At 65.7% G+C, this 16,626-nt stretch carries 16 protein-coding genes and 1 pseudogene; 10 read left to right on the top strand and 7 right to left on the bottom strand.

Annotation, left to right across the window (positions count from 1 at the left end; translation table 11 throughout):
• Positions 1–128: 128 nt before the first annotated feature.
• On the bottom strand, positions 129–1,046 hold the full coding sequence (locus MKL20_RS03270) for a LysR family transcriptional regulator (protein ID WP_244035469.1): 918 nt from the start codon (positions 1,044–1,046) through the stop codon (positions 129–131).
• A gap of 129 nt (positions 1,047–1,175) precedes the next feature.
• Between MKL20_RS03270 and MKL20_RS03265 the strand changes: the two genes are divergently transcribed.
• Positions 1,176–2,030, top strand: coding sequence for an alpha/beta fold hydrolase (locus tag MKL20_RS03265; RefSeq protein ID WP_244035468.1), 855 nt, complete (start codon positions 1,176–1,178; stop codon positions 2,028–2,030).
• Positions 2,031–2,450: 420 nt separating this feature from the next.
• On the opposite strand, the gene MKL20_RS03260 is transcribed toward MKL20_RS03265, so the two are convergent.
• On the bottom strand, positions 2,451–3,341 hold the full coding sequence (locus tag MKL20_RS03260; protein WP_244035467.1) for a LysR substrate-binding domain-containing protein: 891 nt from the start codon (positions 3,339–3,341) through the stop codon (positions 2,451–2,453).
• Between the two features lie 257 nt (positions 3,342–3,598).
• Here MKL20_RS03260 and MKL20_RS03255 point away from each other — a divergent pair, with 257 nt between their 5' ends.
• The 6 genes from MKL20_RS03255 to MKL20_RS03230 all read left to right on the top strand — a co-directional run bounded on the left by MKL20_RS03255 (position 3,599) and on the right by MKL20_RS03230 (position 11,591).
• Positions 3,599–4,870, top strand: coding sequence for a ribulose-bisphosphate carboxylase large subunit family protein (locus tag MKL20_RS03255; protein ID WP_244035466.1), 1,272 nt, complete (start codon positions 3,599–3,601; stop codon positions 4,868–4,870).
• Positions 4,867–6,252 carry a four-carbon acid sugar kinase family protein gene (locus MKL20_RS03250; protein ID WP_244035465.1) on the top strand — a complete coding sequence of 462 codons (1,386 nt, stop codon included), beginning with the start codon at positions 4,867–4,869 and terminating at the stop codon, positions 6,250–6,252. Before MKL20_RS03255 ends, MKL20_RS03250 begins: the two co-directional genes overlap by 4 nt.
• Positions 6,253–6,266: 14 nt before the next feature.
• Positions 6,267–7,055, top strand: coding sequence for an SDR family NAD(P)-dependent oxidoreductase (locus tag MKL20_RS03245; RefSeq protein WP_244035464.1), 789 nt, complete (start codon positions 6,267–6,269; stop codon positions 7,053–7,055).
• Between the two features lie 32 nt (positions 7,056–7,087).
• Entirely contained in the window at positions 7,088–8,107 is a 1,020-nt protein-coding gene (locus MKL20_RS03240) for a TRAP transporter substrate-binding protein (RefSeq protein WP_244035463.1), read from the top strand.
• Between the two features lie 89 nt (positions 8,108–8,196).
• Positions 8,197–9,609: a pyruvate kinase gene (gene pyk / locus MKL20_RS03235; RefSeq protein ID WP_244035501.1), complete on the top strand. Its 1,413-nt coding sequence runs from the start codon at positions 8,197–8,199 to the stop codon at positions 9,607–9,609.
• Positions 9,610–9,749: 140 nt separating this feature from the next.
• Positions 9,750–11,591: a TRAP transporter large permease subunit gene (locus tag MKL20_RS03230; RefSeq protein WP_244035500.1), complete on the top strand. Its 1,842-nt coding sequence runs from the start codon at positions 9,750–9,752 to the stop codon at positions 11,589–11,591.
• A 275-nt stretch (positions 11,592–11,866) separates the two neighbouring features.
• Here the strand turns inward: MKL20_RS03230 and MKL20_RS03225 are convergent.
• From MKL20_RS03225 to MKL20_RS03215, 3 genes and pseudogenes are all read right to left on the bottom strand, one after another.
• Positions 11,867–12,499: pseudogene (locus MKL20_RS03225) on the bottom strand (tyrosine-type recombinase/integrase).
• A gap of 270 nt (positions 12,500–12,769) precedes the next feature.
• Positions 12,770–13,417, bottom strand: coding sequence for a lysozyme inhibitor LprI family protein (locus MKL20_RS03220; RefSeq protein ID WP_244035462.1), 648 nt, complete (start codon positions 13,415–13,417; stop codon positions 12,770–12,772).
• Entirely contained in the window at positions 13,414–13,818 is a 405-nt protein-coding gene (locus MKL20_RS03215; protein WP_244035461.1) for a lysozyme inhibitor LprI family protein, read from the bottom strand. Before MKL20_RS03215 ends, MKL20_RS03220 begins: the two co-directional genes overlap by 4 nt.
• A gap of 153 nt (positions 13,819–13,971) precedes the next feature.
• On the opposite strand from MKL20_RS03215, the gene MKL20_RS03210 reads away from it, so the two are divergent.
• From MKL20_RS03210 to MKL20_RS03200, 3 genes are all read left to right on the top strand, one after another.
• Positions 13,972–14,367 carry a hypothetical protein gene (locus tag MKL20_RS03210; RefSeq protein ID WP_244035460.1) on the top strand — a complete coding sequence of 132 codons (396 nt, stop codon included), beginning with the start codon at positions 13,972–13,974 and terminating at the stop codon, positions 14,365–14,367.
• 251 nt (positions 14,368–14,618) lie between these two features.
• On the top strand, positions 14,619–14,789 hold the full coding sequence (locus MKL20_RS03205) for a glyoxalase superfamily protein (RefSeq protein ID WP_244035459.1): 171 nt from the start codon (positions 14,619–14,621) through the stop codon (positions 14,787–14,789).
• Between the two features lie 9 nt (positions 14,790–14,798).
• Complete coding sequence (locus MKL20_RS03200; RefSeq protein ID WP_244035458.1) at positions 14,799–15,155, top strand: glyoxalase superfamily protein; 357 nt, start codon at positions 14,799–14,801, stop codon at positions 15,153–15,155.
• 155 nt (positions 15,156–15,310) lie between these two features.
• Here the strand turns inward: MKL20_RS03200 and MKL20_RS03195 are convergent, their stop codons facing one another.
• Together MKL20_RS03195 and MKL20_RS03190 are read right to left on the bottom strand one after the other, a co-directional pair.
• Positions 15,311–15,775 (bottom strand): hypothetical protein, encoded by a 465-nt coding sequence (locus MKL20_RS03195; protein WP_244035457.1) that lies wholly within the window; start codon positions 15,773–15,775, stop codon positions 15,311–15,313.
• A gap of 101 nt (positions 15,776–15,876) precedes the next feature.
• Positions 15,877–16,401 carry a thioredoxin domain-containing protein gene (locus MKL20_RS03190; protein ID WP_244035456.1) on the bottom strand — a complete coding sequence of 175 codons (525 nt, stop codon included), beginning with the start codon at positions 16,399–16,401 and terminating at the stop codon, positions 15,877–15,879.
• Positions 16,402–16,626 lie beyond the last annotated feature (225 nt).

The following is a 16,626-nucleotide window of genomic DNA, read 5'->3' as shown; positions in this document are numbered from 1 at the left end:
TGAACTCTCTCGGCACTCGCTAGAACACAGAGTTTGCGAAACTCAGCCTTACGGATTTCGAGAGGGAGGTGGCCCGGCCTTTTCTTACCCGGCGGACGGTCGTCCCAAGCCGGCGCGCCCATCGGCCTTCATGGGGGTGGGATAACGGCACTCAGGGACGCGCGAATGCGCGGCGTCGCGAAATCGAGGAACGCCCGCAGCTTGAGCGGAAGGCGTCCGTGGCCGACATGGACCATGCTGACCGGGACGGGGTCGAGCTCGAACGACCGCAGGACGAGAACCTGGCTCCCGGCGGCGACCAGGGGTGCCGCCTGGTACGACAGCACTTGCGTGAGGCCGACGCCGGCCGCCGCGGCGTCGAGCGCCGCCTCGGCCGTGTTGACCTGCAGACGCGACCGCACCCGGACCACCTGGACGGCCTTCCTGTCCGGCGTGGCGAAATGCCAGGCCGGGCCGGCGGCCAGGTCGCTGAAGGTCACGCACGGGATCTCGGCGAGGTCGGATAGCGTGTGGGGCGTCCCGTGGCCGGCGAGGAAGTCCGGACTGCCGCAGACCACGCGGGTGACCGTGCCCAGCCGCGCCGTTACCAAGTCGCTGTCCGGCAGGTGCGAGATGCGGACTGCCAGGTCCACGTGATCCTCCACGAGGTCCAGGGCCCGGTCGGTGAGGATCAGGCGCACGGTGATGTCCGGGAACCGGGACAGGAAGGCCGAGACCACCGGCAGGACGTGCAGCCGCCCGAAAACCAGCGGGGCCGTCATCGTCAATGCGCCGCGGGGCTCGGTGTACTCGCCCTTGACCGCCCGCTCGGTCTCCTCGACCTCGCCGAGCAAGCGTCGGCACGCCTCGATGTAAGCGGCCCCCGCGTCGGTTGGGGTGAGCTTGCGCGTCGTGCGGACCAGGAGCCTCGCGCCGAGATGGGCTTCCAGGTCCGCGATCTTGCGGCTGACGCTCGGCAGGGGGATGCCGAGCCGGCGTCCGGCGGCCGATAGGCTCCCGGCCTCCACGGCAGCGACCAGCAGGCTCATGGCCTCCAACCGGTCCATCGAACCCTCTCGTTTTCGGCAACGGTCACTCTCGGAGTGGTCAGATTATCCCGCAGAGTGCAAGTTGGTACCCATGCCTGGCCGACGGCGTGCAGCACGGGCTGCATCGCCGGCACCGGAGGGCGAACGATGACCCAGACCACCTACCGCACCGTCGACGTCGACGGCCTCAAGGTCTTCTACCGGGAGGCCGGCAACCCTGCGAAGCCGACGCTCCTGCTGCTGCACGGCTTCCCCTCGTCCGGCCACATGTTCCGCGACCTGATCCCGCCGCTCGCGGACCGCTTCCACCTCGTCGCCCCCGACCTGCCGGGATTCGGGCTGTCCGAGATCAAGCCGCGCGCCGCCTTCACCTACACCTTCGACGCACTGGCGAAGGTCATCGGCCGCTTCACGGAGGTCGTCGGATTGAAGACCTACGCGCTCTACGTCTTCGACTACGGCGCGCCCACCGGCTTCCGGGTCGCCCTGGCGCATCCCGAGCGAGTGACCGCCATCGTCTCGCAGAACGGCAACGCCTATGAGGAAGGGCTGAGCGAGGGCTGGAACCCGATTCAGCGTTACTGGCGGGACCAGAGCGACGCCAACCGGCAGGCGCTGCGCGAATTGCTGACCCCGGCCTCGATCCGCTGGCAATACGAGCACGGCGTTCCGGACACCTCGCTGGTGTCGCCGGACGGGAGCGCCCTCGACGCGTGGTACATCCAGCGGCCGGAGGTCGACGAGATCCAGCTCGACCTGTTCGGCAACTATGCCAGCAACGTGGCGCTCTACCCCGCCTTCCAGGCCTATTTCCGCACGCACCGCCCGCGGCTTCTGGCGATCTGGGGGCTGAACGACCCGTTCTTCCGGCCGGCCGGTGCAGAGGCGTTCCGGCGCGATATCCCGGATGCGCAGGTGCGCTTCCTCGATACGGGGCATTTCGCCCTGGAAACGCATGCCAACGAAATCGCCGAGGCCATCACGGAATTCCTCAAGGCCTGACGTGGAGATTGCTAAGGGCCCGCGACGGCCTGAATGACGGAAGGTACAGAAGGACCGGCCGCCCCTGACTGGGCGGCCGTTCTTTCGAAACCTGCTTGATGCAGCAGGAAGCCATGAGAGACTTCCGCTTTCAAGCGATGTCCGATGGCCGCGGAATGTCCGGTGTGGGCGCAAAGCCGAACGACCGCTTTTGCGCTTATCGGCGATCCGGCATGGCGATGTCTGGCCGTAAGCAGCTGGTCCGCTTCTAGAATGGAACGCCAGGAAAGCAGACGGAACCTACAGATCGTTAAATGAGCGGCAAGAAATCTGCCAGTGCGCGTTGGGATTTACCGATACAAACCAACAATTTTCACGGACTGTCGCGAACAGATTTTGAGTATGTTTTAAATTAATAATTAATAATGATGACTTATTTGATTAATATCGAATAGATGCGGCAAGGGTTAGGATCTCACTGCGCAGCCATCGGACTGTAGCCTGCAAGTCCGCTCTATTGCGTTGATGATGGGCAACCCACAGCTGAAGCTTGTGCGGACCCGGGACGAACCCGAAAGGTGCCACCAAGTGACCCGAACGGACATCGTCCTCCACAAGGAGACGCGGCGCCATCGCGAGACCTAGGCCACAGGTTGCGGCCTGGATAGTCAAGTAGAAGTGCTCATACGTCTCGTGCGGCGAAAGCTGCAAATCGGGACGTCCTGCGGCGGTCGCCCATTCTGTCCAGGCGTTTGGTCGGGTGGAACTGAGAAGGATCCGCGCGTCTCCCAAACTGCTCAGGCGTCCCTCCGCGAGACGCTCGGCATATCTTGGATGACAGACCGGACCAATCTCCTCCGTCGCGACAGTCTCGACCACTGCGCTCGGTGGCGCACGGTAGATCGTGGTCCTGATCGCGATGCTGACTTCATCGCGAACGAAATCCTGATCTGCGTAATTCACATTGAGCTGAAACTCGAATGCAGGATGAGAATTCTTGAATGTTGGCAGGCGGGGAATCAGCCACCGCATCATGATTGTGGCCGAACAGGAAATAATCAAAGGCCCGGGCTGCATGCGCGAAACGGCGATCTGAAGACGCTCGAATGCTTCGGCCACATCCGCTGCAAGCTGGGCGCCTTCCCTTGTGGGGACGATGAATCGCGGCCGACGCTCGAAAAGCGGCAATCCGAAACGATCCTCTAGAGCCTTGATCTGCCGGCTGACGGCTCCGTGCGTCACCCCGAGTTCGACGGCAGCGGCACTCATGCTGCCGAGCCGCGCCGCGGCTTCGAAGGCACGCAATGCATTGAGCGGCAGATGGGTCGCCACGGCGTCCTCCCAGACCCCACCTGTCAGTTTTTATCACAGCTTGCTGCGTCGATCTCGGATTTTCGACGCGACGGCGCTCGGCTACGGATCGGAACAATAATTCGATCAAGTCGGGTGGAGACGGTGAAGGGCGGGCATTCCGCACGATACGCACGGCATTTGAATGCGCCGTTCGCGTATTGCGCAGGTTTCGTCGATGCCGCCGACATCGCAGGCTCCACCGCGTCGTTCGATGGAGGTCCAAGATGCTCAGTCGCGTGATCGACGTGACCGGCTCTCCGCCAGCACGGATTGAAGCGGATTACTTGATCGAGACGATCGGTGATCCGCGGCGCACGGCCGAGACCATGGCGGGCGAGCAGTCGAGCGGCACGTTCGTGCCCGTGCCCGGCGAAACGCCCGAACTGAAGGCCCGCTCGGCTGCCCGCGTGGAGCGGCTGGACATTCTCGACGGAGTCTACGCAGCGCCGTCTCTTCCCACGACGGCGAATGTCTCGGGCGATGTTCGCCGCGCTGTGGCGACGTTGTCCTGGCCGATCGAAAACCTTGGCGCTTCGCTACCGAACCTGTTGGCGACGGTCGCTGGCAATCTCTTCGAGTTGCAGACCGTCACGGGGCTTCGGCTTCTCGACATCCGCCTACCGCAGATCTTCGCAGACACCTACCCCGGTCCACGCTTCGGCACCGCTGGCACGCGCAAGCTCGCCGGGGTCGAGGGGCGACCGCTGATCGGGACGATCATCAAGCCCAGCGTCGGTTTCGGTCCCGACGAGACGGCCAACCTGGTCGCCACGCTGTGCGAGGGCGGCATCGACTTCATCAAGGACGACGAACTGCAGGCGGATGGGCCTCACTGCCCCTTCGACGACCGGGTCCGAGCGGTCATGCGTGTCATCAACGCCCATGCCGACCGGACCGGCAAGAAGGTCATGTACGCCTTCAACCTGACCGGCGATCTCGACCAGATGCGTCGACGGCATGACCTCCTGGTCGCCGAAGGAGCGACCTGCCTGATGGCGAGCCTCAACTCGGTCGGGCTCGTGGGCATGATTGAGCTGGGTCGCCAGAGTGCTGTGCCGATTCATGCCCACCGCAATGGGTGGGGCTACCTCACACGTCACCCGATGCTCGGCTGGTCCTATGTGGCGTGGCAGAAGATCTGGCGTCTGGCCGGCGCCGACCACATGCACGTCAACGGGCTCGCCAACAAGTTCTCGGAAGCCGACGACAGCGTCATAGCCTCGGCCCGCGCCTGCCTGACGCCGATGTTTTCAGGCAAGCCGTGCTTGGCCATGCCGGTCTTCTCGTCCGGCCAAGGTGTCAGGCAGGCGCCGGGGACCTACGCGGCGCTCGGGTCGACGGACCTAATCGTCACCGCCGGCGGCGGTATCGTCGCCCATCCGGGCGGCCCCGGCGCGGGGGTCATGGCCTTGCGGCAAGCCTGGGACGCGGCGGTCGACGGGATCCCGCTGGAGGTTCACGCCAAGGATCACCCTGAATTGAGCCAAGCTCTGGGAGCGGCCGCATGAGCACTCCCGACACGCCCCGCCCCCTGCCGGAAGGGCCGCTGGTCGCTTTCTACGGCGATGATTTCACCGGCTCGTCTGCGGCCATGGAGGTCCTCGCGTTCGGCGGCATGCCCAGCGTGCTGTTCCTGGAAGCCCCTACGCCACGACGCCTCGCAGCATTCTCCGGGATGCGCGCGATCGGCATCGCCGGAACGGCGCGGGCGCAGACACCCGCATGGATGGGCGCGAACCTACCCGGCGTGTTCCGCCTGCTCGCATCGTTGGGTGCGCCGGTCGCCCAGTACAAGGTCTGCTCGACCTTCGACTCGGCCCCTGGGATCGGCTCGATCGGGCGCGCCGTCGACATCGCAGCAAACATCTTCGAGCCGGCCTGGACACCGATGGTCGTGGCCGATCCCGGGATGGGGCGCTACCAGAGCTTCGGCCATCTGTTCGCCATGGCGGACGGGACCGGCTTTCGGCTCGATCGGCATCCGACGATGTCGCGCCACCCGTCCACTCCGATGGACGAGGCAGATCTCGGTCTTCATCTCGCGCGCCAGACCGCGCAACGGATCGGCCTCGTCGATTTCATGTCAATGAAGCGTGGCGAGGGAGACGCCCGTCTCGCTCAGGCCCTGGCCGAAGGCTGCAAGATCGTCTCCCTGGACGTGCTCGACACGGAGACGCTCGTCGAGGCCGGACGATTGATCTGGGAGCGGGCTGGCACACCCGCCTTCTGCGTCGGCTCCCAAGGGGTCGGTGCCGCTCTGATGGCGTACTGGCGCTCGACCGGTCTCGTTCCGTCCGAACCGGATCTTGCCCGGCCCGGTCGGGTCGATCGGATCGCGGGTGTATCCGGTTCGGTGTCACCGGTGACGGCCGCTCAGATTGCCCATGCGCTCGATCATGGCTTCGAGGGTATCCGGCTCGATGCCCGCCAAGTCGTCGACGAGACTGCGTGGAACAAGGCGATCGCTCGTGCAAGCGACGAAGCCCTGGCGTGCCTCGGCAGAGGGTTCGACCCCCTGATTTACACGGCTGCCGGTCCGGATGATCCCGCCGTCGCGGCCTTCCTCGAGGCCACGCGGACCGCCGGTCTCTCCGGCCAGATTGTCAACGAACGGCTTGGCTTCGGACTTGGGCAGGCCCTGCGCCGGGTCATCCGCGAAGCCGGTCTCTCGCGCGCGGTGATTTCCGGCGGAGACACGTCGGGGCGGGCCGCGTCGCAGCTGGGGATCGATGCGCTGACTGCCATCGGTCCGCTCGATCCAGGCGGTCCGCTCTGCCGCGCACACGGCGAGGATAGCCAGCTCGATGGCTTGGAGATCGCCCTCAAGGGCGGACAGGTCGGTCGTCCCGACTTCTTCCAGGCGGTGAAATTCGGCGGTCGCAATCGGTGAGGGAGGAAATACGCATGACACGCAGACTCGACGGAAAGGTCGCGCTCGTGACCGGCGGCGCGCGTGGGATCGGATACGCCACCGCGCAAGCGTTCGCTCGAGAGTGGGCCCGCGTGGTGATCGCGGACCTCAACGTCGCCGGCGCACAGGATGCCGCCGCAAGCCTCGGTGAGCAGGCCATGGGTCTCGGCGTCGATGTCGCGGATCCGGCTTCGGTGACCGCGATGATCGAAGCGATCATCGCGCGGTTCGGAAGGATCGACATCCTCTTCAACAATGCCGGGATCGGCGCCAACACGCCGTTCCTGGAGACGCGTCTGGAGGATTGGAACCGGATCCTCGGCGTCAACCTGACCGGAGCATTCATGGTGGCGCAGGGGTGCGCCCGCGAGATGGTTCGGGTCGGAGAGGGAGGCAAGATCGTCAACATCGCGTCCTTATCGGGTCAGCGCGGTGCCAACGGTCGAGCGGCCTACGGCTCGGCCAAAGCAGGGCTCGAACTCCTCACCAAGGTGATGGCCGTCGAGCTCGCCCCGTACCGCATCAACGTCAACAACCTCGCCCCCGGCGCGATCGAGACCGACATCGCCAAAGTCATGCACGACGAGGCGACGCGCGCCGCCTACGGGCGCCTGATCCCCATGACGCGCTACGGCACGCCGGAGGAAATCGCCGACGCTGCGGTCTTCCTGTGCTCGGACGAGGCCCGCTACGTCCACGGCCACACACTGAACGTCGATGGCGGTTTCCGCGAAGCCGGGCTGATGTTCAAGCCCGATGCAGCCATGCAGCGTGCTGGCTGATCCAAACAAATATTCGCACACTGGAGGGGATCATGGGAGCGTTGTTCACGCGTCGGCGCATTGCGACCTTGGGGGCCGCATCGGCGATCAGCGGGGCTTTGCCGCTGCGCTATGCGCGCGCCGCCGAATACAGTTTCAAGTGGGGCACCAACGTCCCTGAGTCGCATCCGCTCAACGTCCACGGACGCAAGGCGGCCGAAGCCCTCAAGGAGGCGACGAACGGGCGGGTCGAGCTGCGGCTTTTTCCGAACAACCAGCTCGGCGGGGATGCGGATATGCTCTCGCAGCTCCGCTCGGGCGCCTTGGAGTGCTTCTCGCTCTCGGGCGTCAATGTCCTCTCGACCATGCTCCCGGCATCCGGCATCTCCGGGGTCGGATTTGCCTTCAAAGACTATCCCATGGTGTGGAACGCCATGGACGGCAAGCTTGGCGCATGGCTAAGGGGGCAGATCGGCAAAGTCGGCCTCGTTGCGATGGACAAGGTCTGGGACAACGGTTTCCGGCGAGTCACGACGAGCAACAGGCCCATCACGAAACCGGAAGATCTTCAGGGCCTGAAGATCCGTGTCCCGGTGAGTCCCCTGTGGATCTCTCTGTTCCAGGGCCTCGGCGCCTCTCCCACCGGCCTCAATTTCGCGGAAGTTTACACGGCCCTGCAAACCAAGGTCGTCGATGCCGAAGAAAATCCGCCGGCCATCATTAAGGCGGCCAAGTTCTACGAAGTCCAGAAATACTGTTCGCTCACGAACCACATGTGGGATGGCTGGTGGTTTCTGATGAACCGTCGTGCTTGGGCTCAGCTGCCGCCTGACCTCCAAGAGATCTTCGCACGGGTTGTCAACGCGGCCGCGCTCGCCGAACGCGCTGATGTCGCCAAGCAGAACGAGGATTTGAAGGCTGAACTCGCTTCGATGGGTCTGGTCTTCAACAATGTCGATCCGGCGCCGTTCCGCGCGATGCTCGGCAAGGCGGGCTTCTACAAGACTTGGAAGGCGAAGTTCGGGCCGGAGGCTTGGGCACTCTTGGAAGAGAGCACAGGCCCGCTCGACTGAAGCGCCCTCACGCAACGATGAGCCGGGCGCCCGTGCCCGGCTCTCGACGTCCCGTTCGCACAATGGAGCCGTTCGTGACCGCAGGATCCATGCGCCGACACCGCCACGCCAAGATCGTCGCCACCGTGGGCCCCGCCAGCGCGGCCCCGGACCGGCTGCACGCCTTGTTCCTCGCCGGGGTCGACACCTTCCGGTTGAACTTCAGCCACGGCACCCAGGACGACCATGCCAAGGTCCACGCCGCGATCCGCGACCTCGAGAAGGAGGTCGGCCGGCCGATCGGCATCCTCCAGGATCTGCAGGGGCCGAAGATCCGGATCGGGACGCTGCAGGGCGGCCGCTTGGACCTGGAAGCCGGCGAGACGATCCGTTTCGTCCTGGAGGGCGACGAGGGCGACAGGCAGTCGATCCCCCTCCACCATCCGGAGATCTTCGCCGCCGTGGTCCCCGGCCAGGAACTCCTGATCGACGACGGCCGGGTGCGCGTGCGGGTCACCGGCCCGGAGCGGTCCGCCATCACCGCCGAGGTCGTCACCGGCGGGCCGATCTCGAACCGCAAGGGCGTCAACCTGCCGGGCACCCTGCTGGATCTGTCGCCGCTCACCGCGAAGGACCGGGCCGACCTCGCCTTCGGGCTCGACCTTGGCGTCGACTGGGTGGCCCTGTCCTTCGTCCAGAAGCCATCCGACGTCATCGAGGCGCGGGGCATCATCGGCGAGCGCGCCGGGATCATGTCGAAGATCGAGAAGCCGCAGGCGCTGGAGCGGATCGACGACATCATCCGGCTTTCGGACGCCGTGATGGTCGCCCGGGGCGATCTCGGCGTCGAGATCCCGCACGAGGACGTGCCCGGGCGGCAGAAGGAGCTGATCCGCGCCTGCCGGCTTGCCGTAAAGCCGGTGGTGGTGGCGACCCAGATGCTCGATTCCATGGTCAACGCTCCGGCACCGACTCGCGCCGAGGCGTCGGATGTCGCCACCGCGATCTACGACGGCGCCGACGCGGTGATGCTCTCGGCAGAATCGGCCACCGGGCGTTACCCGGTCGAGGCCGTGACCATGATGGACCGGATCATCCGGAGCGTGGAAGGCCACAAGCTCTACCACTCGATCGTGGCCGCGTCGGAGCCGGGCGAGGAGGAGACACCGCCCCACGCAGTGGCGACCGCCACGGCCGATCTCGCCGAGGCGATCCACGCCGCCGCGATCGTCGCCTACACGGCGAGCGGTACGACGGCGGCCCGGGTGGCGCGCAAGCGCCCGGCCTCCCCGATCCTGGCCCTGACCCCGAGCCTCGTGACCTCGCGCCGGCTGAGCCTGCTCTGGGGGGCGCACAGCGTCCTGACGGAGGATGTCGACAGCTACGAGGAGATGACCTCCAGGGCCTGCCGCCACGCGCAGGACGAGGGCTTCGCCAAGCCGCACGACATCATCGTGGTGGCCGCCGGAATCCCGTTCCACACCGCCGGCAACACCAACAACATCCGGCTGATGCAGGTCTGACGGATAAACGCGAATTGACCCTGGAGATAACGGGGAGAATGTTCGCAAACGGCCTCTTCGAGGGCCAAACGGGGGGAAGGATTGTCGCCATGCACGTCGATACTCTCAATCCGAAAACCGCTTCGGCGCTACAGAAAGGAATGGTGCCGCTGGCGGCCAGTCCTCGGCTTCGGCGCGTCGATGCCGCAATCGGCTATCTGGTCGAGATTCCGGCTGCTTTGCTGGTCTTGGCCGAGATCGGCGTGCTGCTCTCCGGTGTGGTCACGCGGTATGTCTTTCATGCGCCCTTGATTTGGGCCGATGAACTTGCCGGCATTCTGTTCCTCTGGCTCGCGATGCTGGGGGCTGTCGTCGCCTTCCGCCGGTCGGAACACATGCGGATGACAGCCTTCGTGTCCATGGCCAAGCCGCGCACGCGGGCGTTTCTGGAAACCGTATCGCTCGTTGCGGGACTGATCTTCGTCGGTCTCGTGCTTCATCCAGCCTACGATTTCGCGGCCGACGAAGCCTTCGTCCAAACGCCGGCGCTGGAACTCAACAATGCGTTTCGCGCTGCGGCCTTGCCGGTCGGCTTTGCCCTCATGCTGCTCATCGCGATTCTGCGCCTGATCGAGACCGCGAATTGGTGGATGACGGCAGCGACGTTGGTCATTGGCTTCGGCATCGCGGCCGGGCTGGCAGCTCTGCAGCCCTTCCTCGCGCCGCTCGGCAACCTGAACCTGCTGCTGTTCTTCGTCCTCGGCGTTGGCGCCCTGGTCTTCTCCGGCGTGCCGATCGCCTTTGCGTTCGGGTTGGCGACCTTCGCCTACATCACGCTCACCACGCGATCGCCCTCAATGGTCGTGATTGGCCGCATGGACGAGGGCATGAGCCACCTGATCCTGCTCGCCGTGCCGCTGTTCGTGTTCCTCGGCCTGCTCATCGAGATGACCGGCATGGCGAAAGCGATGGTCGGCTTCCTAGCGAGCTTGCTCGGGCACGTCCGCGGCGGCCTGCACTACGTGCTGGTCGGCGCGATGTACCTCGTCTCGGGCATCTCCGGCTCGAAGGCAGCCGACATGGCCGCGGTCGCCCCGGTGCTGTTCCCCGAGATGAAGGCGCGGGGTGCCAAGGAGGGCGACCTCGTGGCGCTCTTGGCCACCACCGGCGCGCAGACCGAGACGATCCCGCCGTCCATCGTGCTGATCACCATCGGCTCGGTCACCGGCGTGTCGATCACCGCCCTGTTCACCGGCGGGCTGATGCCGGGCCTCGTCCTCGGGCTGATACTGTGCGCGCTGGTCTGGTGGCGATACCGCCGCGAGGACCTGAGCCACGTCGCCCGGCCCTCGGGCCGGATCATCGGCCGCGCCTTCCTGGTGGCGATCCCCGCGCTGGCGCTGCCGTTCGTGATCCGCTTCGCTGTGGTCGAGGGCATCGCCACCGCGACGGAAGTCTCGACCATCGGCATCGTCTACGCGGTGCTGGCGGGGCTGCTGATCTACCGCCAGTTCGACTGGCGGCGGCTCTACCCGATGCTGGTGATGACCGCAGCGCTCTCCGGCGCGATCCTGCTGATCATCGGGGCGGCGTCGGGCATGGCCTGGGCGCTGACCCAGTCAGGCTTCTCGGATAGCCTAGCGACTGCGATGAAGAGCATTCCAGGCGGAACACTCGGCTTCCTGTTCGTCTCGGCGGCGGCGTTCATCGTGCTCGGCTCGGTGCTGGAGGGCATCCCGGCCATCGTGCTGTTCGGGCCGCTCCTGTTCCCGATCGCGAAACAGGTTGGCGTGCACGAGGTGCACTACGCCATGGTGGTGATCCTCGCGATGGGCATCGGGCTGTTCGCCCCGCCCTTCGGTGTCGGCTACTACGCCGCCTGCGCGATCAGCCGGATCCACCCGGACGCGGGCATGCGCCCGATCGTCGGCTACATCGTGGCCCTACTGATCGGCCTCCTCGTCATCATCCTCGTCCCCTGGTTCTCCATCGGATTTCTTTAGTCCGACCTTGGGTCTATAGCGCAAATTTCAGAGCAATACCCGATTAGTGCAGAAATCGTACATTTTGAATTATTTTGCCGAGGATAAAATTTGAGCTATCGTAGTCAGATAAATCTTTATCGGTAGTCGGTGAGAGCACAGCCGAGGCTCGATGTCTCGGCTGCGCTATGTCTGCTCAGAAGATTCTTTGGAAGATTGGAAAATGGCTGAGTTGGGCGCTTTTCTGTCGGGCTCCTCTGAAAGCCCCTCGACACTGAAGCCGAGGGGCCGAACGCTCAAATCTCCGTGCCTTCGGCCAGGGTCAAGGCATCTTCGACGTCGACACCGAGGTACCTGACCGTGCTCTCGATCTTGGTATGGCCGAGCAGGATTTGGACGGCACGAAGGTTGCCGGTCCGTTTGTAGATCAACGACGCCTTTGTGCGACGGAGGGAGTGGGTCCCGTAATCCTCGCTCCGCAGCCCGATGCCAGTCACCCACTCATCGACCAACCGCGCATACTGCCTAGTGCTGATGTGCATGACGCCGTCGAGCCTGCTTGGGAAGGCATAGTCGTCGAGCGTTCCGCCCCGGGCCTCCAGCCATGTCAGGATGCTGGTACGAGCGGGTTCGAGTAATTCGAACTGCACTGGTCGGCCGGTCTTGCGCTAAATGACGATGGCCCGGCTACGGACGCGACCCCCGCTGACGAGGTCGCCAATCTTGAGCTTGACGATGTCGCAGCCGCGCAGCTTGCTGTCGATAGCGAGGTCGAACATCGCACGGTCGCGCACGCGCCGTTCGCGTTCGAGCCAGAAGCGGATGGCCCAGACCTGCTGAGGTTTGAGGGCCCGCTTGGCGCCGAGCTTGCGGCCGGCGTTCCAGGCCGGTCGCCCTTTCGTAGCCGGATCGTGTGCAGAGTGTCCCATCGTCTGTCTCCTTGCCGGCCCATGCCGACAGGGCGAGGAGACACCCGAACCGAGGCTCTGGAGATGGAAGGCAGATGCGGACGTTCCGCTGGCGACCCGAGCCAGACGTAGAACGAGTTCGGTGCTCATCTCATAAGCGGACGCTCAGCGAACCCACCCCGCCTTGAATGAGCGTCCGCGCTTGTACGTCTTCCATTATCGACCGCCTGTCCGCCGATGATTGTCAGGGATCGCCAGCGCAATGGCGACCGGCGGCCGGTCGCAGTCTTGTCAAGGCAGGCGGCGGTAGACGCCCGCGAATACCGCGCCGCCCAGCAGTTCGCAGGTGCCGGCCTGGATGACCTTCCAACCGTCCGCGCCGAGGCGCTCGAAGGTTAGTCGACAGCGGCCGTTCAAGACGGTGGCTGTCCCTTTCCGGAGATCCAGGAATGCATCCGTGGCCGCGGTGTCCACGTCGCCGGCCTCCACCCCGCCGGGCCCGACATAGTTAGACATCAGGGACACGCTGGCGAAGCCATGGACCGGTCCCACGACGTTGAGGGTGCTGTGATTGCCCTTGGGCTCCTCGCAAAAGAAGTCACTGCCCACCTTCACCCCTCCCTCAGACCGCTGGAGTTCGGCGTTCCGCTCGTCGTAGGCTTCGGCCAGGCAGGCTGCTGTGGCACAGGCCTGCGCCTTCCCTAGCCACGCCCGCTGCCGAGCCTCGACGGCCTCGCGCTTCCCCACTTTCAAGGCGCCCGAGTAGAGCCTCGCCAGGATCTCGTCCCGGCCCCCGAGAGCGGCGTCCCCGCAGACGAAGCGTTCCATTCCGGTCGATGCCTTGGCGCAGTCGAAGCTTGCCGCATGGGCAACCGGCGCCGTGAAAGCGAATGCCGCCGATGCCCCGATGCAGGCCGCGGTACGGTGGAAGTCGCTCACCGCTCGCATGATAGGTCCCCGCCCGGGCAGGCTAGTTGATCGGTCAGGTCGCGGGTGCGGCGCTCAGTAAGGGCCGTCGCGCACTCGCCGATAAGCATGGGCATGATCGTGCCGTTATCATCGGGGTGTTCGGCGTCGTAGCCGGTCTCAAGGTTGCATTCGAGGTCGCGGAAGCGCCGCCAAGCCTGCTGCGCGAGGTCGAGGTTGTGTCGCCCGCTCGGGTCGAGTTTGGCCTGCAGGGCCTCTCGCGCCTTCGCCAAACTGGCCTCGGCGGCGTCCAGCTTGCGCTTGGCGCATAGGGTCCCCTCGGCTTGGTTCGCGACGTCCGCGCAAAGTGCCGGCACCTCCGCCGTGGCCGCCGTCGACCAGAGCATCAGGACCACCATTTGGGCGTGCTTCATGGCATGGACCCCGTCGGGCAGAGGCCTCTTGCGGTCCTGCCCCACCTTTGCCGGTGGTAGCACGGCGCGCTAGCCTCTCCCACGACCGAGCCCAAGGAGGCCACCACGCCGAACCGTATCACGACAGACAGGTCCGGAGATCCCGTCGTACGGGTGCTCGGCGGCTACCTCGCCGCCGTGGCGGCGGCGGTGACGACCTTGATGCTGGCCAGTGCGGCCGGTGCTCTGTTCGGGCCTCCCCCGTCGCCCGCCGCCGAGCCTACCCTCCCCTCCGACTTGATCTCCGTCGCCATCACGTTCGTCATCGCCACGCTGTTCGTGACGGTCTTCGCGATGCCGGCATTCTTGCTGTGCCTGGCGGTCTCGATCCGGACGGGATGGCGCCATCCGACCATCCACGTTGCTTGCGGCGGCGCCATTGGTCTCGCCCTCGGGCATCTGTTTGCCGGCATGGTCGACCGGCCGCTGCAAGCCGTAAGCGCCGGAGTGATGGGCGGCGGAGTGTACTGGTGGCTCGCCGTGCGCGAGCGGCGATGGTCAGGGTCGTGATCTCACTGGTTACTGGTCGAGACACGTCTCTGGTCGCGCATGCCGGATTTGTGAGCGGCCGAGAGCGGACCTTCGGCTTGGCGACCGTACCGACCTCGGGGTAGCCTGGCCCCAGGCTGATGCTGCCTGCCGCTCGCCCCGGGAACGGGATGGTGAAAGCATCGCGGACGACCACCCCCACCGGATCCCTGACCGGCGACGGGTCGGCAACGCGGGCACCGACGGACCGCCGCCGGCTTGGGGAGAGCACCATGACGACCGTCGACCAGGCCAAGGCCATGGCCAAGCGGCTGCGCGCCGCGCTGGCCGCCCGCAACTTCGCAGTCCCGCCCGCGACCGCCCTCGAACTCGTGGCCGCCGGCCTTGGCCACGACGACTGGAACACCGCTTGCGCCGCCCTCGACCGCCCGGCGGAGATCTGACCCCGCTTCGTGGAGGCAATCCCGATCCTGCGCATCTTCGACGAGGCCAAGGCGCGCGAGTTCTACTGCGGCTTCCTCGGGTCCGAGGCCGGGTTCGAGCACCGCTTCGAGCCGGGTTTGCCCCTCTACATGGAGGTCGCCCGCGCCGGCCTGCGACTGCACCTGTCCGAGCATCACGGCGATGCCAGCCCCGGCTCAACGGTGTTCGTGCCGATGCGCGGCGTCCATGCCTATCACCGGGAACTGACCGCCAAGCGATACGGCTATGCCCGGCCAGGCGTTGATCAGGCTTCTTGGGGCGACGTGCTGGAGGTGGCCGACCCGTTCGGGAGCAGGCTGCGATTCTGCGAGCGCCGCGACGGATGACCGATCCCCGGCCGCGCTGATCCGTCGTCGATCCGAGGTACGCTCCTCGCGGAGGACGGCCGGGCTCGACGGTCAATCGTCACGCCCGCTCCGCGTGCGGAGCGGGGGGACACCCGCATCTCCCATTCTGGTACTCCCACAGCGACGGGCGAGCGTTACGTGGGCTCTCGGACGAGCATCATCACCGCGCCGTCATACCACGGGAGATCGAGAGCCCCGGCTGTACCCCGGTAGATGACCGTGTCGCGCCCCGGACCCCAGGTGCCGGTTTGGCAATGGACCGCATAGGCGACCGGCTGGCGCATACCGAGCTTGCGGAGCTCTGGCTGCACGTCCGGTGGCAGTCGTTCGAGCGGCTGGAAATCGGGGCCCTCACTTACGTCGCCGGTCGATGGTGTTCGGTTCCTCGCCAGTCGGGTCGACGTTAAGGTCAGGCGCTTGCCCAACAGGCTCGGATCGTCGTTGCCGAGCGCCTGCACGCCGATGTCGGAGACTGCGACCCTTGCGACGCGCCAATGGCCGGTGAAGGCAGAGATTGGATCGCCGGCTATCGCCGGGACTATGCCCATGCCCAAGACCACCGCAGCTGCGCTCGGGAGAAGCCTATCCGTTTTCGCCATCTCAGTCTCCTTGCGGTGCGCCCCGGGCCGGACGGGCCTACGGCGCAGCGTCCTTCGTCCTGGGGGGCGATGATGGGTGGGCTGATCGCGCGAGTCCGACCCTAGCCCAGTAGCTTCCGGACGATCTCGTCGAACGCCTCGGCCGGCAGCGCACCTTCGTGTCGCTGGCCGTTGAGGAACAGGGTCGGCGTCGAATGGACGTCCAGGACCTTCATGGCCTGCGCCTGCACGCGGTTGACCTGGTCGTAGAGGGCTTGGTCGGCGAGCACGGCATCGAACTTGGCCTTGTCGAAGCCAGCCTGCCGGAGGAGGTCGCCCATCGCGTCGAGCGGCTTGTCGACGAAGGCCCAGGACCTCTGTCTCTCGAACAGCAGGTCCGTGACCGGATAGTAGTTCCGCCCGCCGTCGGCCCTGGCCAGCATGAAGGCGGCGGTGTCGAGGGGGTTCAGCGGGTACCCGCGCAATGCGAAGCGCATCTGCCCCGTGTCGATCCAGCGGGCCTTGATGCTTGGCCAGACCTTGTCGTGGAAGGCCGCGCAATGGGTGCAGGTGACGGCGGCGTACTCGATGAAGGTCACCTTGGCATTGGGCGAGCCGACCCAGATGTCGCCTAACGGGCCCGCCATCGCCGGGTCATCGACAGGGGCCGCCCGCGCCGGGGCGAATGCGAACGCAGGGCCCAGCATCGCGCCGACGAGCAGGGTTCGACGAGCGACGAGATAGCGTCGGGTGCAAATCTCTATCTTCACGCGGCGGCCTCATTCGTCCGCAAGCCTCTGGAGCGGAAGTTCGAGCAACTTGGCGTCGCTCGCGTGACAGACCGTGACCCGGACGTATCGTTTTGTATCTGC

The sequence above is a fragment of the Methylobacterium sp. E-066 genome, assembly GCF_022829635.1.
Classification (GTDB): Bacteria; Pseudomonadota; Alphaproteobacteria; order Rhizobiales; family Beijerinckiaceae; genus Methylobacterium.
This window is presented reverse-complemented; position numbering and strand designations above follow the sequence as displayed.

Bases quoted from the DNA above. Each gene is read 5' to 3' on its own strand.
- MKL20_RS03270 (WP_244035469.1), bottom strand. From the start codon at position 1,046: ATGGACCGGTTGGAGGCCATGAGCCTGCTGGTCGCTGCCGTGGAGGCC.
- MKL20_RS03265 (WP_244035468.1), top strand. From the start codon at position 1,176: ATGACCCAGACCACCTACCGCACCGTCGACGTCGACGGCCTCAAGGTC.
- MKL20_RS03250 (WP_244035465.1), top strand. From the start codon at position 4,867: ATGAGCACTCCCGACACGCCCCGCCCCCTGCCGGAAGGGCCGCTGGTC.
- MKL20_RS03245 (WP_244035464.1), top strand. From the start codon at position 6,267: ATGACACGCAGACTCGACGGAAAGGTCGCGCTCGTGACCGGCGGCGCG.
- MKL20_RS03240 (WP_244035463.1), top strand. From the start codon at position 7,088: ATGGGAGCGTTGTTCACGCGTCGGCGCATTGCGACCTTGGGGGCCGCA.
- pyk (WP_244035501.1), top strand. From the start codon at position 8,197: ATGCGCCGACACCGCCACGCCAAGATCGTCGCCACCGTGGGCCCCGCC.
- MKL20_RS03230 (WP_244035500.1), top strand. From the start codon at position 9,750: ATGGTGCCGCTGGCGGCCAGTCCTCGGCTTCGGCGCGTCGATGCCGCA.
- MKL20_RS03215 (WP_244035461.1), bottom strand. From the start codon at position 13,818: ATGAAGCACGCCCAAATGGTGGTCCTGATGCTCTGGTCGACGGCGGCC.
- MKL20_RS03205 (WP_244035459.1), top strand. From the start codon at position 14,619: ATGACGACCGTCGACCAGGCCAAGGCCATGGCCAAGCGGCTGCGCGCC.
- MKL20_RS03195 (WP_244035457.1), bottom strand. From the start codon at position 15,775: ATGGCGAAAACGGATAGGCTTCTCCCGAGCGCAGCTGCGGTGGTCTTG.
- MKL20_RS03190 (WP_244035456.1), bottom strand. From the start codon at position 16,401: ATGGCGGGCCCGTTAGGCGACATCTGGGTCGGCTCGCCCAATGCCAAG.